Source organism: Streptomyces guryensis (genome assembly GCF_021261325.1).
GTDB lineage: Bacteria > Actinomycetota > Actinomycetes > Streptomycetales > Streptomycetaceae > Streptomyces > Streptomyces guryensis.
Window position 1 is genome coordinate 154,410 of record NZ_JAJSBI010000006.1, and the last position, 19,585, is coordinate 173,994.

General features: G+C 70.8%; 17 protein-coding genes and 3 pseudogenes. 13 read left to right on the forward strand and 7 right to left on the reverse strand.

Annotated features, from left to right (window positions below):
- Window positions 1-441 precede the first annotated feature (441 nt).
- Window positions 442-1,584 (forward strand): transcription termination factor Rho, encoded by a 1,143-nt coding sequence (gene rho, locus LJ657_RS14650; protein WP_232649025.1) that lies wholly within the window; start codon window positions 442-444, stop codon window positions 1,582-1,584.
- Window positions 1,585-2,479: 895 nt separating this feature from the next.
- On the opposite strand, the gene LJ657_RS14655 is transcribed toward rho, so the two are convergent.
- Window positions 2,480-3,736 (reverse strand): MFS transporter, encoded by a 1,257-nt coding sequence (locus tag LJ657_RS14655; protein WP_232649026.1) that lies wholly within the window; start codon window positions 3,734-3,736, stop codon window positions 2,480-2,482.
- 202 nt (window positions 3,737-3,938) lie between these two features.
- On the opposite strand from LJ657_RS14655, the gene LJ657_RS14660 reads away from it, so the two are divergent.
- The gene (locus LJ657_RS14660; RefSeq protein WP_232649027.1) at window positions 3,939-4,820 is read left to right on the forward strand and encodes a helix-turn-helix domain-containing protein; all 882 of its coding nucleotides are present in this window, start codon (window positions 3,939-3,941) and stop codon (window positions 4,818-4,820) included.
- Between the two features lie 218 nt (window positions 4,821-5,038).
- Here LJ657_RS14660 and LJ657_RS14665 read toward each other — a convergent pair.
- Window positions 5,039-5,326, reverse strand: a pseudogene (locus LJ657_RS14665) (non-heme iron oxygenase ferredoxin subunit); the annotation flags it as partial.
- Between the two features lie 216 nt (window positions 5,327-5,542).
- On the opposite strand from LJ657_RS14665, the gene LJ657_RS14670 reads away from it, so the two are divergent.
- The 4 genes and pseudogenes from LJ657_RS14670 to LJ657_RS14685 all read left to right on the forward strand — a co-directional run bounded on the left by LJ657_RS14670 (window position 5,543) and on the right by LJ657_RS14685 (window position 8,075).
- On the forward strand, window positions 5,543-5,917 hold the full coding sequence (locus LJ657_RS14670; RefSeq protein ID WP_232649028.1) for a VOC family protein: 375 nt from the start codon (window positions 5,543-5,545) through the stop codon (window positions 5,915-5,917).
- Between the two features lie 105 nt (window positions 5,918-6,022).
- Window positions 6,023-6,298, forward strand: a pseudogene (locus LJ657_RS14675) (GNAT family N-acetyltransferase); the annotation flags it as partial.
- A gap of 218 nt (window positions 6,299-6,516) precedes the next feature.
- A complete protein-coding gene (locus LJ657_RS14680; RefSeq protein ID WP_232649029.1) occupies window positions 6,517-6,930 on the forward strand; it encodes a YciI family protein in 414 nt (137 codons plus the stop codon).
- Complete coding sequence (locus LJ657_RS14685; RefSeq protein ID WP_232649030.1) at window positions 6,930-8,075, forward strand: RNA polymerase sigma factor; 1,146 nt, start codon at window positions 6,930-6,932, stop codon at window positions 8,073-8,075. Before LJ657_RS14680 ends, LJ657_RS14685 begins: the two co-directional genes overlap by 1 nt.
- Window positions 8,076-8,408: 333 nt before the next feature.
- Here the strand turns inward: LJ657_RS14685 and LJ657_RS14690 are convergent, their stop codons facing one another.
- Window positions 8,409-9,821 carry an alpha/beta hydrolase gene (locus LJ657_RS14690; RefSeq protein ID WP_232649031.1) on the reverse strand — a complete coding sequence of 471 codons (1,413 nt, stop codon included), beginning with the start codon at window positions 9,819-9,821 and terminating at the stop codon, window positions 8,409-8,411.
- A 158-nt stretch (window positions 9,822-9,979) separates the two neighbouring features.
- Here LJ657_RS14690 and LJ657_RS14695 point away from each other — a divergent pair, with 158 nt between their 5' ends.
- The 5 genes and pseudogenes from LJ657_RS14695 to LJ657_RS14715 all read left to right on the forward strand — a co-directional run bounded on the left by LJ657_RS14695 (window position 9,980) and on the right by LJ657_RS14715 (window position 14,775).
- Window positions 9,980-10,708, forward strand: coding sequence for an MmyB family transcriptional regulator (locus tag LJ657_RS14695; protein WP_308117034.1), 729 nt, complete (start codon window positions 9,980-9,982; stop codon window positions 10,706-10,708).
- 603 nt (window positions 10,709-11,311) lie between these two features.
- On the forward strand, window positions 11,312-12,328 hold the full coding sequence (locus tag LJ657_RS14700; protein WP_232649032.1) for a zinc-dependent alcohol dehydrogenase family protein: 1,017 nt from the start codon (window positions 11,312-11,314) through the stop codon (window positions 12,326-12,328).
- A 233-nt stretch (window positions 12,329-12,561) separates the two neighbouring features.
- A pseudogene (locus tag LJ657_RS14705) lies at window positions 12,562-12,874 on the forward strand (alcohol dehydrogenase); the annotation flags it as partial.
- A 100-nt stretch (window positions 12,875-12,974) separates the two neighbouring features.
- Window positions 12,975-13,661, forward strand: coding sequence for a response regulator transcription factor (locus LJ657_RS14710; RefSeq protein ID WP_232649033.1), 687 nt, complete (start codon window positions 12,975-12,977; stop codon window positions 13,659-13,661).
- Window positions 13,654-14,775 carry a sensor histidine kinase gene (locus LJ657_RS14715; protein ID WP_232649034.1) on the forward strand — a complete coding sequence of 374 codons (1,122 nt, stop codon included), beginning with the start codon at window positions 13,654-13,656 and terminating at the stop codon, window positions 14,773-14,775. Before LJ657_RS14710 ends, LJ657_RS14715 begins: the two co-directional genes overlap by 8 nt.
- 128 nt (window positions 14,776-14,903) lie before the next feature.
- On the opposite strand, the gene LJ657_RS14720 is transcribed toward LJ657_RS14715, so the two are convergent.
- The 3 genes from LJ657_RS14720 to LJ657_RS14730 all read right to left on the reverse strand — a co-directional run bounded on the left by LJ657_RS14720 (window position 14,904) and on the right by LJ657_RS14730 (window position 17,871).
- Window positions 14,904-15,956, reverse strand: a complete 1,053-nt coding sequence (locus LJ657_RS14720) for an aldo/keto reductase (protein WP_232649035.1) — start codon at window positions 15,954-15,956, stop codon at window positions 14,904-14,906.
- A 171-nt stretch (window positions 15,957-16,127) separates the two neighbouring features.
- Window positions 16,128-16,940 (reverse strand): SDR family NAD(P)-dependent oxidoreductase, encoded by an 813-nt coding sequence (locus LJ657_RS14725; protein WP_232649036.1) that lies wholly within the window; start codon window positions 16,938-16,940, stop codon window positions 16,128-16,130.
- 52 nt (window positions 16,941-16,992) lie between these two features.
- The gene (locus LJ657_RS14730; protein ID WP_232649037.1) at window positions 16,993-17,871 is read right to left on the reverse strand and encodes a phosphotransferase; all 879 of its coding nucleotides are present in this window, start codon (window positions 17,869-17,871) and stop codon (window positions 16,993-16,995) included.
- 59 nt (window positions 17,872-17,930) lie between these two features.
- Here LJ657_RS14730 and LJ657_RS14735 point away from each other — a divergent pair, with 59 nt between their 5' ends.
- Window positions 17,931-18,407 carry a nuclear transport factor 2 family protein gene (locus LJ657_RS14735; RefSeq protein ID WP_232649038.1) on the forward strand — a complete coding sequence of 159 codons (477 nt, stop codon included), beginning with the start codon at window positions 17,931-17,933 and terminating at the stop codon, window positions 18,405-18,407.
- Here the strand turns inward: LJ657_RS14735 and LJ657_RS14740 are convergent.
- The gene (locus LJ657_RS14740; RefSeq protein ID WP_232649039.1) at window positions 18,404-18,640 is read right to left on the reverse strand and encodes an Lrp/AsnC ligand binding domain-containing protein; all 237 of its coding nucleotides are present in this window, start codon (window positions 18,638-18,640) and stop codon (window positions 18,404-18,406) included. The two genes, LJ657_RS14735 and LJ657_RS14740, sit on opposite strands and share 4 nt — an antisense overlap.
- 136 nt (window positions 18,641-18,776) lie before the next feature.
- Between LJ657_RS14740 and LJ657_RS14745 the strand changes: the two genes are divergently transcribed.
- Complete coding sequence (locus tag LJ657_RS14745) at window positions 18,777-19,568, forward strand: thioesterase family protein (protein WP_232649040.1); 792 nt, start codon at window positions 18,777-18,779, stop codon at window positions 19,566-19,568.
- Window positions 19,569-19,585: the final 17 nt, after the last annotated feature.

Consider the following 19,585-nt stretch of genomic DNA (forward strand, 5'->3'; position numbering starts at 1 on the left):
CTCGTCGTCGGACACTCGTCCCACGCCAGCTGTGAACGAACCGGGGTTCTTCCCGCCTGTGCCCGGGCGGCACCGGCTGCATGTCGTCGAGTTCCACCGGAAGCATGGAATACGGGAGGCCATCAGGGCGTTGGCTGCTGTGGGACGGTTCCTCGCCACCCGCTGGACGGTTTGACGCCGTACAGGGTGTGGTACGTTCCTGTCAGCACTTGTGTACGCCCCTGTCGAGGGCGCCGGTGCTTTTCCCCTTCAGTTCGCCGTGTCGCCCGCCGTTCCCGGTCGGCGTACCGGCTTTCCAGCACCGCTTCGTGACCGGCACGGCTGTGCCGTACCCGAGGTGTTGTTCCTGCCGCCGAAGGCGCTCTGTCCGCCTCCGTTCCGCGGCATCCCCCCTTCCTTCCGCATATCTCATGCCATCCGTCCTCGAAAGGACCGACCACCATGACCACCACTCTCGAACACCCCCCTGCCCAGCAGGAGCCCACGACCCAGGTCGCCACCGGTGTCCTCGACATCGACGCGAGCGGGAAGGGGCACCTGCGCGCCGTGAACCTGCTGGCCTCGCCGTCCGACGTCTCGGTCTCCGCCGCACTGATCCGCCGTCACGCCCTGCGCAAGGGCGACTTCGTCGAGGGCGTACGCGACGGCCGGCGCGCCCTGACCGAGGTCGTACGGGTCGACGGGCGCACCCCCGGCGAACTGCGCGGCCGCTGTCACTTCCGCGAGCTCACGCCGCTGCACCCGCGCGACCGGCTCCGCCTTGAACACCCGGCGGCCGGCCTGACCGGGCGCGTCGCCGACCTGATCGCGCCCGTCGGCAAGGGCCAGCGCGGGCTGCTCGTGGCCCCGCCCAAAACCGGCAAGACCGTGCTGCTCCAGCAGATCGCGGCCGCCGTCGCCGGCAACCACCCCGAGTGCCGGCTGATGGTGGTGCTGCTGGACGAGCGCCCCGAGGAAGTCACCGACATGCGGCGTTCCGTGCGCGGCGAGGTGTACGCCTCGACCTTCGACCGGCCGGCCAAGCAGCACATCGCGCTCGCCGACCTCGTCGTCGAACGGGCCAAGCGGCTCGTCGAGGACGGCGAGGACGTCGTCATCCTGCTCGACTCGCTGACCCGGCTGTGCCGGGCTCACAACAACGCGGCCGCCGCCGGTGGCCGCACCCTGACCGGCGGCGTCGACGCGACCGCGCTGCTCGGGCCCAAGCGGTTCTTCGGCGCCGCCCGGCTGGCCGAGGAGGGCGGCTCGCTCACGATCCTCGCCACCGCTCTGGTCGAGACCGGCTCCCGCGCCGACGACTACTTCTTCGAGGAGCTCAAGAGCACCGGCAACATGGAGCTCCGCCTCAGCCGCGACCTCGCCGCCCGCCGCGTCTTCCCGGCCGTCGACATCAACCCGTCCGGCACCCGCCGCGAGGAACTCCTGCTGCCTCCGGCCGAGTTGACCGCGGTACGCGGCCTGCGCCGCGTGCTGCAGGCCCGCGACGGCCAGGGCGCCCTGGAAACCCTGCTGGAGCGCATGCGGGACACCCCCGACAACGCGACGTTCCTGCGCCGCATCCAGCCGACGCTGCCCGCCGACTGACAGGACCCGAGCGCCTCTTGCACGAACACGTGCGCTCTGCGGTCGGCCGGCATCCCGGGCAGCGACTGCAACGCGAACCGGAGTGCCATGCGTGAGGGTCTCGGAGGCATGGACGGCGCGGGTGCCCCGGCGGCGGTCGCGCGTCGCAGGGCGCGTTCGGCCTGGGTGTCTGTGTGCGGCAGGTCGGACGTGGCCGTGGGTGCGCCGAAGCCGAGAACCCATCCGACGTCGGCCGCTTGGGCGGGGACGCTGGCCCGGCGTCGGGGTCGCTCGGAACCAGTGCCTTCGACCGGGTGCCGTCCATGTGCACGTGCAGCGTGCCCAACAGGAATCCCAGGGCGGCCAGTTGAGCGGGGTCACCGTCGATCTTCGATGCCGGCGCGGGCAGGTGCCGACCGTGCATCACTCTGGTGAGCAGAGCCGGCAGAACGGTCGCCGTTCCGTCACCTGTCGGTGCACGACCGTGGGCGCCGTGGTGGCTGCCTGCGCCAGGGCCAGCAGGTGGAGATCGCTCGCCTGATCCCTGGTGGACCCGGCCGCATGATGAGCGGCTGCGGCCGCCGGACGCCCGTCCCGTTGGAACATACGGATGGTGAGATCGCAGAGCAGGCGTGAACCTCCGGGTGCACGGGGGGCGACACCGAAGCCGGGCGCGGCGACACCGGCCGCGACGAGATGCCGTACGTAGGTGTCGACGCCGTCCGCGTCGGCGGGAGCCGTATGCCCGCCGTGACTAGAGGTTCGCCGCCCGGCAGGCCGTGGAGACCGGACGGTTCCCGGGTCGCGCTGTTCGCAGGTGAGACGCTGAACAGACCTGTCGGGCGGCGGCGAAGCCCGGGGCGGGGCGCACGTGTGGACGGCCGCTGTCCCGGGAGGGATGCCGGGCGGACCGGGGTCAGTGGTGTGACGGGGCCTGGGCGGGTTCCTCCGGTCGCGGCGGGGCGGAGGCGGTGCGCTGGGCCACGATGCGGGGGACGCTCGGGGTGGTGCGGACGGCGAGCGCGGTCAGCGGGACCAGGGTGAGGGCGGCGGCGACGGTGCCGACCAGGGGCGGGCCGGTGAGGCCGAGCGGGGAGTCCAGGGCCGTTCCGGCGAACCAGGATCCGGCGGCGACGCCGACGTTGAAGGCGGAGGTGCTCATCGCGGAGGCAAGAGTGGGAGCGTCTCCGGCGAAACGGACGGCCAGCGCCGTGACCACGGGGTTCACCGTGAACCCGGTCAGGCCCATGAGGAAGACCAGGGCCGTGGCCGTCAGCGCGTCGGTCGACAGCGGGATCAGCAGGAGCAGCACCACGGCGGTGGCGGCAGCGGCGGTGATGGTCGTGGTCATCGGGCGCCGGTCGCCCAGCCGGCCGCCGGTGGTGGTGCCGCCCAACGCGCCGATGCCGAACGCGATGAGGACGAGCGGTACGGCGCTTTCCGGTATGCCGGCGCGGTCGGTCAGCAGCGGGGTGATGTAGCTGTACGTCGCCAGGACGCCGCCCATGATCAGCATGGCGGCGCCGAGCGCCAGCCACAGCCGGCCCTGGCGCAATGCGGCGAACTCGGCACGCAGGGAGACGGCCGCATGCTGTTCCCGCGCGGGGATGAAACGGCCGATGAAGACGGCGGCGAGTGCGGAGAGGGCGGCCAGGGCCCAGAACGGGCCGCGCCAGCCGACGTACTGGCCGACGAAGGAACCGATGGGTACACCGACGACGTTGGCGAGGGTCAGGCCGCCGATCATCACGCCCGTGGCCCGGGTCGACTTCTCCGGTCCCGCCGCGGCGGTGGCGACGACGAATCCGACGGACCAGAACGCGCCGGTGGCCAGCGCGGTGACGGCGCGGGCGACGAGGACCACGGTGAAGGAGGTGCTGAGGGCCGCGACGACATGTCCGAGGCTGAAGACCGACAGCGCCAGGATCAGTGTGTGGCGCCGGGGCAGGCGCAGGGTGGCCATGGCCATGGTCGGCGATCCGATGATCATGCCGAGGGCGAAGGCGGTGATGAGCAGACCGCCCTGGGAGACACTCACCCCGAGGTCACCGGACAGCTCCGGCAGCAGTCCGGCGATGACGAACTCCGTGGTGCCCATCAGGAACGTACCGGCGGCCAGCACCCGGACGACGAAGGGCAGCCTGCCGGAGGCGGCCTCGGACGTGGACGACATGGGTGTGGTCTCTCCTTGCGGGAAAAGGGCTGGTGGGGGCAGCCGTCGGAGCGGACTGTGGTCGACTGTCCGCGCTTCGTTCCAGGCTGCTCGCTCTTCAGGCTCGCAGGCGGGTCCGGGCTCGAAAAGCGGAGAGAACCATCCGGGGAGAGCTGCATCCTGGGAGGAAACTCTCCCCCCTTGCTGGGGCGCGATCGGTGTCATGCTGGGCACCATGACCGAGCACACCCCCCTCAATGAGCTGGGAGAATTCCTCAAGAAACGGCGTTCGGAGCTGAGCCCGCGCACGGCCGGACTGCCGGAGACGGGCGGGCCCCGCCGGGTCGCCGGGCTGCGCCGTGAGGAGGTCGCCCAGCTCGCGTCGATCAGCACCGACTACTACACCCGACTCGAACAGGGCCGTATGCAGGCATCCGCTCCGGTGCTCGAGACGCTCGCCCGCGTCCTCCACCTGGACGCCGACGAGCGGGGCTATCTCTTCCAGCTCGCGGGCAGGACCACCGTCCGCACCCGGCGCCGCGGCAGACAGCAGGTCCAGCCGCAACTGCAGCGCGTCCTGGACGACCTCACCGCCACCCCGGCCATCGTGCAAGGGCGGCGCGGGGACATCCTGGCCTGGAACGCGCTGGCCGCCGCTCTGGTCATCGATTTCTCCCGTATCCCGGAGAAACAGCGCAACTACCCGCGGATCCAGTTCACCGAACCGGCGATGCGCACCCTGTACGCCGACTGGGAGACCTCGGCGCAGATCTCTGTGGCGCAGCTGCGGATGGAGGCCGCCAAGTACCCGGAAGACCCGCGTCTGATCGAGCTGGTCGGTGAACTGTCCACGCGCGACGAGCAGTTCGCCAAGTGGTGGGGAGACCACAAGGTCGCCGCCCGTACCGTGGGCACGAAGACCCTCAACCATCCGGTCGTCGGCGAACTCGTCCTGGACTGGGACACCTACACCGCCAACACCGATCCCGACCAGCACCTGACGGTGTGGACCGCCGTCCCCGGCTCCGCCACCCACGACCGGCTGCGCATCCTCGCCTCCTGGGCCGCCGACCAGGACCTGTCCCCCTCCTCGGCCCTCGGCTGACCCGGTTGGGCACCGGTCACACCCTCTTCGCAGAGGAGGAGACCGATCCCGTTCGTCCTGGCGCCCGCCAGCGTGGGCGGCATCAGCGATGCAGCGCACAAGACCTCCCGCGACCGCGCGAGGGACATCCTCCGGGGCGTCGTTCCGCCGCCGGCTGCCACGGCCGGCTGAAGCGTCACCGGCCACTCCGCGATGCCACCCGCACGTACGCATCCGTCCTCGATCCGCACCGGATACACGGGGACAGGCCGTGTCGCAGGCGGGTCGAGGGGGTCTCCGGTACGCAGGTCGAAGCGGGATCCGTGCAGCCAGCACTCGACCGTGCAGCCGTCCACCTCGCCCTCCGAGAGCGAAACGGCGCTGTGCGAGCACACGTCGTGGATCGCGAACACCTGCTGCTCGGTCAGCACGAGGAAGACGGCAACGGCCTCCACCTCGAACCGTCGAGGCACGCCCCCCGTCAGTTCGTCGAACTTGCGGAGGTACGTACTGCCGCTGTCGGGCATCGCTCTCCTCGGATACACCCATGACACCGTGGCGGGCCGGACTGATCGCCAACGCCAACGCCAGCGGGACGGGCCGGGCCCGGGACCCTCCCCCGGTCCGAACCGGACCCGGCAGATGGACCTACGATGCCGTCACGCATGCCCACCGCCGCGGCGGGTACGCCCCCTCCCGTACGGGGCGTCGCGAAAGCGGCTGACGAGCAAGGAGTTTCGGAAGTGATTCGAAAGCTGCAGGCGGTCGCGCTGGACTGTGCCGATGCGGTACGGCTCGCGGAGTTCTACGCGGATCTGCTCGGCGGGCGGGTGGTCGCGGATCCGGAGGAGCCGGACTGGGTCGAGGTGCACGGGTTCGAGGGGACGCCGCTGGCCTGCCAGCGGGTCGACGGCTACCGGGCACCCGACTGGCCCGGCCAGGAGCACCCGCAGCAAATCCACCTGGACTTCGACGTGGACGACCTCGACGGGGAGGAGAAGCGGGCGCTCGCCCTCGGCGCGACCGTGCTGGAGCGGACGGACCAGCTCCGCCCGGGGGCCAACTGGCGGATCTACGCGGATCCGGCCGGCCATCCCTTCTGCCTCTGTCTCCACTGAGTCCACCGGGCCGCCACCGCAGTCACCGAGGCGCGGCGTCAGCAGGTCTTTTGCTGGTTCGCCACCGGCCCGCCCGGGTCGGACAGCAAGCTTGCATGCTGAGAGGCGGCAAGGTCGGGCTGGGGCCTGCTGCCGTCCTCCCACGGCAGGGGCTACGGCACCGACGTGGTCGCGGTGCTGTGCCATTACGGCTTCGTCGTGCGCGGCCCGCAACGGTTGCAGATCGAGACGCTGTCGGACAACGACGCGATGCTGCGCTCCGCCGAGCGCAACGGCTTCGTCCGCGAGGGCGTCCTGCGCTCCTCGGCCTGGGTGATGGGTTGGTTCCTGGACGAGGTGCTGCCCGGGCTTCTCGCCCAGGGCTGGAAGCCCGGCCGGAAGAGCTGGCGCACCGTCGACGGGGTCCGTTGCAGGTGGTCGCGCCACTCGCTCACCAGCCGTAATGCCCGGGGCGCCGAACAGAAAGATCGGCCCCGCGAGGCCACCTGCACACTCCCCAGGAAAATCGGTGGGGCGGTGATGTCGAGAACCCGTGCCGGGCTCCGTCCCCGGGGTGAACGCGACCAGAATGGGTCGCACCACCACTGAGGAGAAGTCTCATGGCCAAGTACCTGCTCCTGAAGCACTACCGCGGCGCCCCGGCCGCGTTCAACGACGTGCCCATGGACCAGTGGACGCCGGAGGAGATCTCGGCGCATGTGCAGTACATGAACGACTTCGCGGCCCGGCTGGAGAAGAGCGGGGAGTTCGTCGGCGGTCAGGCGCTCGCCCCCGAGGGAGCGTGGGTCCGCTACGACGGTGAGGGTCGCCCGCCGGTCACCGACGGCCCGTTCGCGGAGACCAAGGACCTCATCGCCGGGTGGATGATCATCGACGTCGACAGCTACGAGCGCGCGGTCGAGCTGGCCGGGGAGCTGTCGGCCGCCCCTGGAGCGGGCGGCAAGCCGATCCACGAGTGGCTGGAGCTGCGCCCGTTCCTGACCGCGTCGCCCAGCGCCACCGAGTGCCATTGATGGACGAGGCCCGGCTGAGGAGCCTTACGCCCGGCGTGCTCACCGTCCTCGTCCGCCGCGGAGCCGACTTCGCGGCGGCCGAGGACGCCGTGCAGGACGCGCTCATCGAGGCGGTCCGGGTCTGGCCGGCCGACCCGCCGCGGGATGCGAAGGGCTGGCTGATCACCGTGGCCTGGCGCAGGTTCCTCGACGCGAGGCGGTCGGACGACGCCCGCCGCCGGCGTGAGGACCGCCTCGAAGAGGAGCCGGCGCCCGGTCCCGCGCCCGCCGTGGACGACACGCTCCAGCTCTACTTCCTGTGCGCCCATCCGTCGCTGACGCCGTCGTCCGCCGTCGCGCTCACGCTGCGCGCCGTCGGCGGGCTGACCACCCGCCAGATCGCCCAGGCCTATCTGGTGCCCGAGGCGACCATGGCGCAGCGGATCAGCCGGGCCAAGCGCACCCTGGCCGATGTGCGGTTCGACCAGCCCGGCGATGTCGCCACCGTGCTGCGCGTCCTCTACCTGGTCTTCAACGAGGGCTACTCGGGCGAGGTGGATCTCGCCGCGGAGGCCATCCGGCTCACCCGGCAGCTCACGGCCCAGGTCGACCACCCCGAGGTGGCGGGACTGCTCGCGCTCATGCTGCTCCACCACGCCCGGCGCGCCGCCCGGACCGCACCCGACGGCAGCCTGGTGCCGCTCGCCGAGCAGGACCGCATGCGGTGGGACACGAGGCTGATCGCCGAGGGGGTGGCCATTCTGCAGGCCGCCCTCGCCCGCGACCGGCTGGGCCAGTACCAGGCCCAGGCCGCCGTCGCGGCCCTCCACGCCGACGCGCCCACCGCCGAGGAGACCGACTGGGTGCAGATCGTCGAGTGGTACGACGAGCTCACGCGCCTGACCGACAGCCCCGTCGTCCGCCTCAACCGGGCGGTGGCCGTCGGCGAGGCCGACGGGCCACGCGCCGGCCTGGCGGCACTCGCGGAACTGGACGACACACTGCCCCGCCACACCGCGGTGGCCGCCTACCTCCACGAACGCGACGGCGACCTGGCGACGGCGGCACGCCTGTACGCCGAAGCAGCCCACAAAGCGCCCAACCTCGCCGAACGCGACCATCTGACCCGCCAGGCCGCCCGCCTCAACACCCGCCGACGACACTGACACGGGTCGCTGCCGGCATACACCGGAGCGCTCGCCGCGGCGCCGTGGCCCAACCCTCACGGACAGCCCCGACCGCCCGGTCCGCGCCCTCCGTCCCTTGCCGGTCGCCGGGATCCACGGCTTCTGGTCGAACCCGAGTGGTGGGGACGGTGCGGTCGGTCGGCGTATAGGCGGCGGGCTGCGACGTCGGCTGCTGCTCGGGCATCCGCGGTCTGCGGCTCCACGGCGCGTGTGCGAGGGTTTCAGCCAGAGCGGCGCGGTACCGGCCCTCAGCGCCGGTACCGGCCATGCGTCGCCTCACCTCCCTGGATTCAGCGCGTCGCAGTCCCGAAGTCAGCGGCCGGCGGGGTACGCCGGGCGGTCTCGGCCGACCGTCAACGGGGCCGGGCGGTAGGGGACATACGCCGCCCCGTCCAGACCGAGTGACGTGGCGGACCACTGGAGCGCTGCCGGGGGCGCGGCGTCGTCCCAACGGCCGGTGCCGACTCGGTGTTCGAGAGCGTGCAGCGCGGCCACGGTCTCGGCGGTGGTGAACGTGCAGTGGCCCTGCCGCTCGACGTACGCCTGCCTCAGCAGCGCGCCGTCGCCGGAGGCACGTACGCGGGCTGCGAAGCGGTTCTCCTGCTGCACCGGGACCAGGTTGTCGGCGGTCGTGTGCACGTCGAGCAAGGGCACCTCAAGTCCCTGGCCCGCGGAGGACGTTCGCTGCGCGGTGCCGACGGCGGCGGGATCGGCGGTGATCCTGGCGCCCGCGGTCAGCGTACGCAGGTCGGCACGCAGGTCGAGGCCGGCTCCCCGGTAGAGGGCGCGGACCTGGGACGCGTGTTCCGAACCGGCCAGCAGACCGGCGTAATCCACGCCGTGGTTCCAGGAGTTGTTGCCGCCCACGGACTGCTCGACGGCGTACCGGCCGCCCTCGACGAACGAGAGGATGCCCTGCGCGAACCAGTCGTACTGCTGCTCCTCCTGGCCCGCCCAGTCCGTCGCGGCGGGCCGGTCCTTTCCGGGCGACCAGGCGGGCAGGTTGAGGAAAGCGGCGGCCAGCGCGATCCGGGCCCGGCCCTGCGGGGTGGACTGCGCTGCGGTGACCGCCTTGGTGAGCAGGTCGGCGGTGGCGGACGCCTCGGCCGAGGTGCCGAACCGTACGAGTTTCACGTCCTGGCCGGGCAGCAGGAGGCGGGCGATGGTGTACTCGGCGTCCAGCTGGTAGTTGTCCAGATCCGTGCCGCCCGCGACCAGACCGCACTGGCCGAGCGCGCCGTCGATGCGCCCGCCGCCGTCGCGGGCGAGCTGTGCGTTGACGAGTCCGCCCATGGACTGGCCTACGGCCAGGGTGCGGTGGGGGGTTCCGATCTTCGCGGTGACGGCGCCGAGCGTGGCGAACTGGTCGCGTTCGGCGCTGTTCAGGGCCCACATCGAGCCATGGGGGTCGTACGACGAGCCGGCCATCGCGTAGCCCTCGGCGAGCAGCTCGGTGCGTACGGCGTCGGTCGGGGCGTCCCTGGCGACGGTGGGACCGAAGCCGTGGCTGAACAGCAGCAGGGTGCCGTTCCAGCGCGCGGGTACGTCCGCGATCCAGGTGGCGCCGTCGGAGAGGGTTCCGGTGAGGTGGGTGGTGGCCGGGGTGTCCGCCTGGGCGGCCGGTGAGGGGAGGGTGGTGAGCGCCGTGGAGGCCAGCGTGGCCAGGGCGGTCAGGGCGATACGCAGACGGGTGCGGGGGATGCGCGTACGGGTCTTGACAGGCATGGTGCGGCTCCTTGTGGCGGATGCGGGCGTGCGGGGGCGGGCAGGAGCAGATGCTCAGTGCACTGAGCGAACGCGTCGAGGAATGTAGGGCCCTTTTGTTGCTGCCGTCAAGGGAATGCACAACTTCCGGCCTGCCCCACAGTGGTCAGTCGCGGCGGGTGCCGGGGCCGCGCCGGGAGGAGGTCTCCGTACCGGCAGCCACCAGCACCGACTACCACACCCGGGTCGAGCAGGGCCGCCTTCAGCCGTCCGTCCCGCTGCTGAGCGAGCTCGTGCGGGTGCTCCGCCTGAGCGAGGACCAGCGCGCCCATCTCTTCGAACTCGCGGCGAAGAGCGTGCCGCACCGCGGCAGTGACCGACGGCAGGTGCATCCGCAGCTGCAACGCATGCTCGACGATCTCACCAACACCCTCGCGTTCGTGATCGGCCGCCGTACCGAGGTCGTGGGCTGGAGCCGTCCGGCCACGGCCCTGTTCGCCGACTTCGGGAGGTTCCCGGAGCCGGAGCGGCTCTACCTCCGCCTGCTGATCACCGAGCCCGCCGTGCGCCGGCTGTACGCGGACTGTGAGGAGGTCACCCGGCCGGCCATCGCGCAGCTGCGCATGGAGAGCGCCCGCCATCCCGACGACCCGCGGCTTGCCGCCCTGGTCGATGAACTCTCCGTGCGGGACGGGCAGTTCCGCCAGTGGTGGGCCGCCCACGACGTGGCGCTGCGGACGACGGCAACCAAACGGCTGCACCATACCGTCGTCGTTGAACGCACCCTCGACTGGCACACGCTGACCTGCGCCACCGCCACCGCCACCGCCACCGACACCGCCCAGCACATCATCGTGTGGACCGCCCGACCGAACACCCCCTCCAATGACGGCCACCCCCTCCCATGACGGCCTGCGTCTCCTGGTGTCCTGGGCCGCGGACCAGAACCTGATGGCGTCCGGGAGCGCCACGTAGGGATCTCCGCACCCGGCGCGGTACCGAGTCGTCGATGCGGCGTTCGTCGCGCAGGCGAACGACGGTGACGCGTTTGTGGGCGACGAGAGCGAGGCGGAGCGCGCTGGAGTCTTGGTCACGGAGCACGACGGGGTCATCGTCCGCGGCCCTGTTGCGGCGTTTCCTCCCCCGAGGGACGTGTCGCGGGGGAACCGGGCCCAGCCCGCCGGCGCCCTTTCCCCACCGCGACTTCATCGTCTATGTGACCTCGCGTGTCATCCTCGTGGCCCCTGGTCGGCCAGGGGCTGCCGGCCGGTCCGCTGACGGCACGCGCCCGGTGTGACGGAAGGTGAGACCGCGTGGACGGCCCAGCATGGCTCCGATCGGCTGCGAGAAAGGTGAGAAAGGGGGGAGAATTTCTGCCGAGGATGATTCCCTCCCCGGATGTTTTTCTCCGCTTTTCGCGCACGGCCCCGCGTGTGAGGCTCGCATTCGAGCCGCTGTTCAGTCCTCCTGGCTGCGGCGCCTGAACCTCTCGCAGTGAAGGAAAGACCACCATGCGCGGAGCAGTGATCCACGCCCCCGGCGACGTGCGCTTCGAGACTCTGGACGACCCGAGGATCAGCAGGCCCACCGACGCGATCATCCGTACGGTCGCCACCTGCGTCTGCGGATCAGACCTGTGGCCCTACCGCGGCGCGGAGCCGATCGGCGACCCGCACCCGATGGGGCACGAGTACGTCGGCATCGTGGAGGAGGTCGGCAGCGAGGTCACCAACGTCAAGCCGGGCCAGTTCGTGGTCGGCTCGTTCGCCACCTCGGACAACACCTGCGCGAACTGTCTGGCCGGCTGGCAGTCCAACTGTCTGCACCGGGAGTTCATGAGCACCTGCCAGGCGGACTACGTCCGCATCCCCAACGCCCACGGCACCCTGGTCGCCACCGCCGAGCTCCCGTCCAACGATCTGGTGCCCGGCCTGCTCGCCGTGTCCGACGTGATGGGCACCGGCTGGTACGCCGCCCTCGCCGCCGAGGTCAAGCCCGGTTCCACCGCTGTGGTCGTCGGCGACGGCGCGGTCGGCCTGTGCGGTGTCATCGCCGCGAAGGAACTCGGCGCGGAGCGGATCATCGCGATGAGCCGGCACGAGTCGCGTCAGAAGCTCGCCGTGGAGTTCGGCGCCACCGACATCGTCGGCGAGCGCGGCGAGGAGGGCATCGCCCGTGTCAAGGACCTCACCGGCGGCATCGGCGCCGACAGCGTGCTGGAGTGCGTCGGCACCGCGCAGTCCATGCGGCAGGCCCTGCACTCCGCGCGCCCCGGTGGCAACGTGGGCTTCGTCGGCGTCCCGCACGAGGTCGCGGTCGACGGCCAGGAGTTGTTCTTCTCCCACGTGGGTCTGCGCGGCGGTCCCGCACCCGTACGCCGCTACCTGCCCGACCTGATCGAGCGGGTCCTGTCGGGCCGGATCGACCCGGGCAGGGTCTTCGACCTCACGCTGCCCCTGGACCAGGTCGCCGAGGGCTACAAGGCGATGGACGAGCGCCGCGCCATCAAGGCCCTGCTCAAGCCCTGACCGTCGACCCGCCGCCGGGTCGCACACCAAGCTGCGTTCAACCGTTCGGTTGAACGCAGCTTCCCTCTCTCTACGACAAGTTCAAGGACCCGCAGGGCGTGTGGGTGGCCATGGGAGCGATCGCCTTCGGCTCCCTGTACAGCGCTGCGACGACCGGCTCGGGCGTGCAGCTCACCCCGCGCGATCTGGTCGATCGACCCGAAGTGGAAGGGCCGGATCACCGCGGCGTACCCGCGGTACGCGGCTACGACATCCTGCGCAGCTCCCTCGCCAGCCATGTGCTGATCTACGGCTCGGGCACGATGGGCCTGATGATGCTCGAACTCGCCAAGCGCACCGGTGCCGCCACGGTCGACAAGGTGGACCTCAACGAGGACCGGCTCGATGGCGGTCCTGCACGGCTACGAGCGCGCCGCCGAACTGTTCGCCGCCGGAGTACTCGACCCGGTCGCCTTCATCAGCGACCGTCTGCCCCTGGCGGACTGCACCGGGGCCTGGCAGCAGTTCCAGGCCGGCAAGGGCCGGAAGATCCAGGTCCTGCCGTGACCGTCGGTCCGGGGCGGGCACCGGCAGGCCGGGACGCGTGACCCGTGTGCGCACGCCTTTGCATACGTCGGCGATATGTGGCGTTGCCTAGGCTGCGCACATGCGCGTGCTGATCGTGGAGGACGAGCCCTACCTGGCGGAAGCCGTCCGTGACGGTCTGCGGCTGGAGGCCATCGCCGCCGACATCGCCGGGGACGGAGACTCCGCCCTGGAGCTTCTCAGCGTCAACTCCTACGACCTCGCGGTGCTCGACCGGGACATCCCCGGCCCGTCCGGCGACGAGGTCGCCCGGCGCATCGTCGCCTCCGGCAGCGGCATCCCGATCCTCATGCTCACCGCTGCCGACCGGATCGACGACAAGGCTTCCGGATTCGAGCTCGGGGCCGACGACTACCTCACCAAACCGTTCGAGCTGCGGGAGCTCGTCATGCGGCTGCGGGCGCTCGACCGCAGACGCGCACGCGCCCGGCCCCCGGTCCGCGAGATCGCGGGCCTGCGGCTGGACCCCTTCCGCCGGGAGGTCTTCCGCGACGGCCGCTACGTGGCGCTGACCCGCAAACAGTTCGCCGTGCTCGATGTCCTGGTCGCCGCCGAAGGCGGTGTCGTCAGCGCCGAAGAGCTACTGGAGCGGGCCTGGGACAACAACGCCGACCCCTTCACCAACGCCGTCCGCATCACCGTCTCCGCCCTGCGTAAACGACTCGGGGAGCCATGGCTCATCGCCACGGTGCCGGGCGTCGGCTACCGCATCGACTCAGGCTCCCGCCTCGGCGACCCTCATGAATAGACGCCCAGGGCTCAGCGCCAGACTGAAACTGACGCTCAGCTACGCCGGATTCCTTCTCTTCGCCGGTGCTCTCCTGCTGGCCGTGATGTGGGTGTTCGTGCTGCGCTGGCTCCGGACCGACAACCCCAAAGCCATCCAGCACAAGGCCGGCGTTGTCATCATCACCGGGTTCGACCGCTCCGATGCCCTGCGCGGCTTCGTCCCCGCCGCGGCCGCGGCACTGGCCTTCCTCCTCGTGTTCGGCCTTCTGGGAGGATGGATCCTCGCCGGCCGGATGCTCGTACCCCTCACACGGATCGCGGACGCGGCACGGCTGGCGGCGAACGGATCGCTGTCCCACCGGATCGGCTTGGAGGGCCGCGAAGACGAGTTCCGCGAACTCGCCGACGTGTTCGACACCATGCTCGAGCGGCTCGAATCCCACGTCGCCGAGCATCAGAGGTTCGCCGCGAACGCCTCCCACGAACTGCGCACCCCGCTGGCGATCTCCCAGACGCTCCTCGACGCCGCCCGCAACGACCCCACTCGGGACCAGGGAGAACTCATCGAACGCCTCCACACCGTCAACGCGCGGGCGATCAACCTGACCGAGTCCCTCTTGCTGCTGAGCCGCGCCGACGGCAGAAGCTTCACCCGCGAGCCCGTCGACCTCTCCCTCATGGCCGAGGAAGCCGCCGAGACGCTGCTCCCCCTCGCCGAAAAGCGCCGGATCACGCTTGCCGTCACCGGCGAGCCAACACCGACGGTCGGCTCCGCGGCGCTCATCCTGCGGCTGGTGACGAACCTCGTCCAGAACGCCATCGTCCACAACCTTCCCACCGGCGGCACCGTAACGGTGCACACCGAAACGCAGCAGGACGCGAGCGTGCTGCGGGTCGAGAACACGGGCCTTCCGCTGCCACCGGAACTGGTACCGACCCTCACCGAACCCTTCCAACGCGGAACAGAACGCGTCCGCACGGACGAACATGCCGGCGTCGGCCTGGGACTGGCCATCGTGGACAGCATCGTCCGGGCCCACGACGGCACCCTTGACCTCGCCCCCCGCCCCGCCGGCGGCCTCGTCGTCACGATTCGACTTCCAGGGCAGCACTGCCCTGCGGTCATGCAGTAGCCGAGGGCCTCCGGCCGACGTCCAAGCGATGACGTGGCATGGGGTGCCGAGCCGGCTACGGACGGGGGCTGTACGCAGCTCGGGCCCCGGTCGGCGGCGACCGGATGCCGGGCCCGCGAATGGCAGGGTCAGTCCGCGGCCGCCCGCTCCCCAGCCGGGCGCCTGCGCCCGGCACGCTCGGTGAGCGACGGCGGCTGCCAGACGCCGTCGGCCCGATAGAGATCGGTGCCAGGCGCCACGATCTCGTCGATCCGGTCGAGCACCGCGTCGTCGAGCAGCAGGTCGGCCCCCTCCAGCAGCGAGGTGAGCTGGTCCATGGTGCGCGGACCGATGATCACCGATGTGACGGCCGGATGCACCAGCGGGAAGGCGACGGCCAGTTCCGGCAAGGTGCGGCCCAACTCCTCGGCGAGCGAAACGAGTTGCTCGACGGCCGCGAACTTCGCCGGGTTTCCCGGGACTGCGGGGTCGAAGCGGTGCGGGGTGCGCTGGGCGCGGCCGGTGGTGAGGTCGACCGGCCGGCCCTCGCGATAGGCGCCGGAGAGAAATCCCGAAGCGAGCGGCGACCAGGTCAGCACGCCCATGCCCAGCCGCTGCGCGGTGGGCAGCACGGACCGTTCGATGCCGCGCGCGAGAATCGAGTACGGAGGCTGCTCCGTGCGCAGCCGCATCAGTCCGCGCCGCTCCGCCACATGGTGAGCCTCGACCAGGTCCTCGGCGGGGAACGTGGAGCAGCCGAACGTCCGGATCTTGCCCGCCCGCACCAGGTCGGTGAGGACGGAGAGCGTCTCCTCGATGTCGGTGGTGTGGTCGGGGCGGTGCACCTGGTACAGGTCGATCCAGTCCGTGTCCAGGCGCCGCAGACTGTCCTCGACGGCCTCGAGGATCCAACGGCGCGAATTGCCGCTGCGGTTGCGTCCCTCTCCCAGCGGAAAGTGCACCTTCGTGGCGAGCACGACCTCGTCGCGTCTGCCCTTGAGAGCCTTGCCGACGATCTCCTCGCACTCGCCGGACGAGTACATGTCGGCGGTGTCCACGAAGTTGATGCCGGCATCGAGCGCCGCATGGATGATGCGTGTGCTGTCCTCGTGGTCGGGGTTGCCGACGGCGCCGAACATCATCGTGCCGAGGCAGTGCGTGCTGACCTCGATGCCGGTCTTGCCGAGGACTCGATAGCGCATGGCGTTGCTCCGTCGCAGACGAGGGCGGGTCGGGAGCGTGACTCTAGGACTTGGAGTGCACTTGACGGCAAGCCCGTCGGGGGATTCCGTCGAAGATCGGCCGCACGGCGGGAGGTGCGGGCGTGGCTACGATCGAGGGGAAGAACAGCCCCCGAAACGGTGAGATCGTCATCAACGACCGTCGCGGCGCTCGAGGTTGAAGTCGAACGCCACCGTTCCCGCGTCGAGCGCCGTGACTCCGCCGTCCACCGTGAGGACCGCGCCGTTGACGAACGACGCGGCGGGAGAGAGCAGCCAGGCAATCGCCTCGGCAACCTCGCACGGGTCGCCGGGGCGGCCTGCGGGCACCAGCTTCGTCGCCTCCTCGTAGGCCTTCTCGACTCCGGCGCCCAGTTCGGACTCCTCGGCGAAGCGAGCCATACGCCGATCAGCCATCTCGGTGCGCACCCAGCTGGGGCAGACGGTGTTGGCGCGCAGCCCCTGGCTGCCGTAGTCGACGGCCAGCGAGCGGCACAGCTGGAGCAGCGCGGCCTTGGAGGTGGCGTACGCGGCGTTGCCCGGCCCGTTGCGCAACGCCGAGACGGAGGCGACGGCGACGACCGAACCGCGGGTCTTCAGCAGGTGCGGGAGTGCGGCGCGCAGCAGCAGGAAGGGGCCTGTCACGTTGGTGCGCATCACCAGCTCCCAAGTCTCGTCCGAGAGATCGCCCACCGCGCCGCCGCGTCCGACACCCGCGTTGAGGACCAGCCCGTCGAGCCTGCCGTAGCGCGAGACGGTGGCGTCGACGAGTTCACCCACGGCGGTCGCGTCACTGAGATCAGCGGCGTGCGGCACGGCGCCGGTTTCGTCGGCGACCCGCTGCAGCGGTTCGGGCCGTCGTCCGCCGATGACGACGTCGTGTCCACCGGCCCGCAGCAGCCGGGCGGTTGCGGCGCCGATGCCGGTTCCGCCCCCGGTGACCACCACAACACGCTTGTCAGTCATGGCTGTTGGGGCTCCTCATCAACCGGAAACAGGCCTGCGTGATCTTACGCAGTCAGCTCACGCGTTGTTCGGCCAGGTCCAGCCAGTGCTCCACGTCGCTGGGGGTGAAGTGCCTGATGGCCCAGTCGACCATGCGAAGGCTCAGGTGAGCCCATGTGGGCCGCAGGATGTCCTCGGGCAGCGAGTCGAGGACGGCGTCGAGACGCTGTGCCACGCCCGGGCCGCTTTCCTGCGCGTGGAGGCCGAAGCGCAGGGTGACCAGGTCGAATCGACGATCACCGCGGGCGGCGCCGTCCCAGTCCACGACCCCGGTGATCGCCCCGCCGTCCGCCAGCAGGTTGCCGGGGTGGAAGTCGAAGTGCACCGCGTCGGCTTCGGTCAGCGGGGGCGGGCTCTCGGCGCCGACGGTGGCGATCCACCGTTCCAGCGCCGCACTGCGGCGGTTGTGCTCACGCAACGGACCGTGCAGGCAGTAGCCGGCACCGTCGTCCTGCAGGTGAAGGTCGACTGCCGGGATGTCGGGGCGCTCGGAAAGCCGGCCTGTCTGCAACTCGTTGAGCTGGAGCACCTGGTCCAGGCTCCGGTGGTCGAAGCGGTCGATCTTCCTGCCCGGCAGCAGCTCTTGCACGATGACGACCGCGTGGCCGACCTGGGTGACCAGTTCGGTGGCCGGAGCCGGATAGCCCGCCCGTCTCAGCGCCTCGGTCACGGCGAGCGGTCCGGCCCGCATCTCTTCGGCCCGGCTGTGTGGCCGCCACTTCAGCACGGACCGGCGACCGTCCGCCCAGCGCACGTAGGCAGCACCGACCTGGCCACCCGAGCAGGCGCCATCGAGAGTCAGCCGGACACCGGTCTGCGCATGCAGGGCGTCCACCATCCGGGCGGCATCGAGCCGCTCAGCACGCGCCCACCTTTGAGGAGAGGAACTCACCGGGTCGATTATCGATGGCACATTGACCTCAAGTGCGCTTGAGGGACGAGTCTTCAGGCATGGATACCGAAGAGACACAGCGACAGTTGCAGATCCTGACCGACCGCGCCGAGATCACCGACCTGTTGGACCGCTACCTGCGTTCCCTCGACAACGGGGTCTTCGACGAGGAATGGGCTCGCGCATTCCACACCGAAGACGTCACCGCGGAGATGCCCATCGGCACCGTCCACGGCCGCGATGCGCTGCTGGCCCGCGTCCGGCAGGCCATGGCACGGTTCGACCGAACCGTGCATCTGGGCACCAACGCCATCATCGAGATCGACGGTGCGCGGGCCACCACCCGAGGCGCCCAGCTGAGCACCCACGTCCTGGCGGACGGCACGGGCAGCGTCTTCATCTCCGCCGGCCATGCCGACGCCGAACTGGTCAGGACGGCCGACGGCTGGCGGATCTCCGCCTCGTCGCTACGGGTGGTGTGGACCCAGGGTCCCCCTCCGCGGCTGACGGAAGAACAGGAACCCGTCCTCCCCTAGGGGCCCGGCTTGACGGTCTTCATCATGAAATGCGACGTCACGTTCTTGATCCGGGGGATGGTCATGACCCGCCGGCTGAGGAAGGCCTCGTAGGCGGGCAGATCGGCGACGGCCACGCGGACGAAATGGTCTGGGCTGCCGAACAGCCTCCGCAACTCCAGCACTTCCTCCGCCTGCGCCAGCGTCTCCTCGAAGCGCTCGACGGTCTCCGCGTCCTGCGCCTCCAGCGCCACAGGCGTGCATCTGGCCTTCGGCCGTCGCACCATACTCAGCGTCGGCGCCGGCACGGCCGTGTATGTCGTACTGCTCAACGCCCTCTGAATCCCCCGTACCCCCGAACTCCCCGAAATCCCTGAGGAGAAGCACCAGTTGAGCCCCGGCTGCTACTACGAACCCATCGACGACCACCACTACAAGCCGACTCCGCATGCGAGCGGAGCCTGGGCCCCGGACGAGCAGCACTTCAGTCCGCTGGGCGGGCTCGTGGTCCACGCCCTCGACCGTCACCGGGCCGGCTGCCCGGACGACGGCCTGGTGCTCTCCCGGATCAGCTACGACATCCTGGGCCGCCTCGCCCTCGACGAGTGCGAGATCCGGGTGGAGACCGTCCGCCCCGGCCGGACCATCGAACTCCTCGAAGCCGTCGTACGGATCGCCGGCCGGCCGGTCGTCCGGGCCCGCGCCTGGTTCCTGGCCGCCTTCGACACCACCGCGGTCGCGGGTGGCCCCGAGGACCGCCTCACCCCGCCCGAGTCACTCAAGCCGTGGCATCTGTCCGAGGTCTGGCCCGGCGGGTACATCGACTCCGTGGATGTCCGCCCCGTCGCGCCGCCGCGGCCGGGCCGTACTGCCGCCTGGATCTCCACTCCCCTGGACCTGGTCGCCGGCACTCCGGTCACACCGCTGGCGTCCTATCTCGCCCTGGTCGACACCGCCAACGGCATCGCCGCCCGGCAGTCGCCCACCGCGTGGATGTTCCCGAACGTCGACCTGACCGTCCACCTGCACCGCCAACCGCGCGGCGACTGGACCGGATTGGACACCACGGTCGCCTTCGGCCCGTCCGGCCAGGGCCTCACCAGCACGGTCCTGCACGACGTCGACGGCCCGGTCGGACACGCCCAGCAGATCCTCACGGTCCGGCCCCTGCCCGGGAAATAAAACGGGGCCGGACGCCC

Bases quoted from the DNA above. Each gene is read 5' to 3' on its own strand.
- rho (WP_232649025.1), top strand. From the start codon at position 442: ATGACCACCACTCTCGAACACCCCCCTGCCCAGCAGGAGCCCACGACC.
- LJ657_RS14655 (WP_232649026.1), bottom strand. From the start codon at position 3,736: ATGTCGTCCACGTCCGAGGCCGCCTCCGGCAGGCTGCCCTTCGTCGTC.
- LJ657_RS14660 (WP_232649027.1), top strand. From the start codon at position 3,939: ATGCTGGGCACCATGACCGAGCACACCCCCCTCAATGAGCTGGGAGAA.
- LJ657_RS14680 (WP_232649029.1), top strand. From the start codon at position 6,517: ATGGCCAAGTACCTGCTCCTGAAGCACTACCGCGGCGCCCCGGCCGCG.
- LJ657_RS14685 (WP_232649030.1), top strand. From the start codon at position 6,930: ATGGACGAGGCCCGGCTGAGGAGCCTTACGCCCGGCGTGCTCACCGTC.
- LJ657_RS14690 (WP_232649031.1), bottom strand. From the start codon at position 9,821: ATGCCTGTCAAGACCCGTACGCGCATCCCCCGCACCCGTCTGCGTATC.
- LJ657_RS14700 (WP_232649032.1), top strand. From the start codon at position 11,312: ATGCGCGGAGCAGTGATCCACGCCCCCGGCGACGTGCGCTTCGAGACT.
- LJ657_RS14710 (WP_232649033.1), top strand. From the start codon at position 12,975: ATGCGCGTGCTGATCGTGGAGGACGAGCCCTACCTGGCGGAAGCCGTC.
- LJ657_RS14715 (WP_232649034.1), top strand. From the start codon at position 13,654: ATGAATAGACGCCCAGGGCTCAGCGCCAGACTGAAACTGACGCTCAGC.
- LJ657_RS14720 (WP_232649035.1), bottom strand. From the start codon at position 15,956: ATGCGCTATCGAGTCCTCGGCAAGACCGGCATCGAGGTCAGCACGCAC.
- LJ657_RS14725 (WP_232649036.1), bottom strand. From the start codon at position 16,940: ATGACTGACAAGCGTGTTGTGGTGGTCACCGGGGGCGGAACCGGCATC.
- LJ657_RS14735 (WP_232649038.1), top strand. From the start codon at position 17,931: ATGGATACCGAAGAGACACAGCGACAGTTGCAGATCCTGACCGACCGC.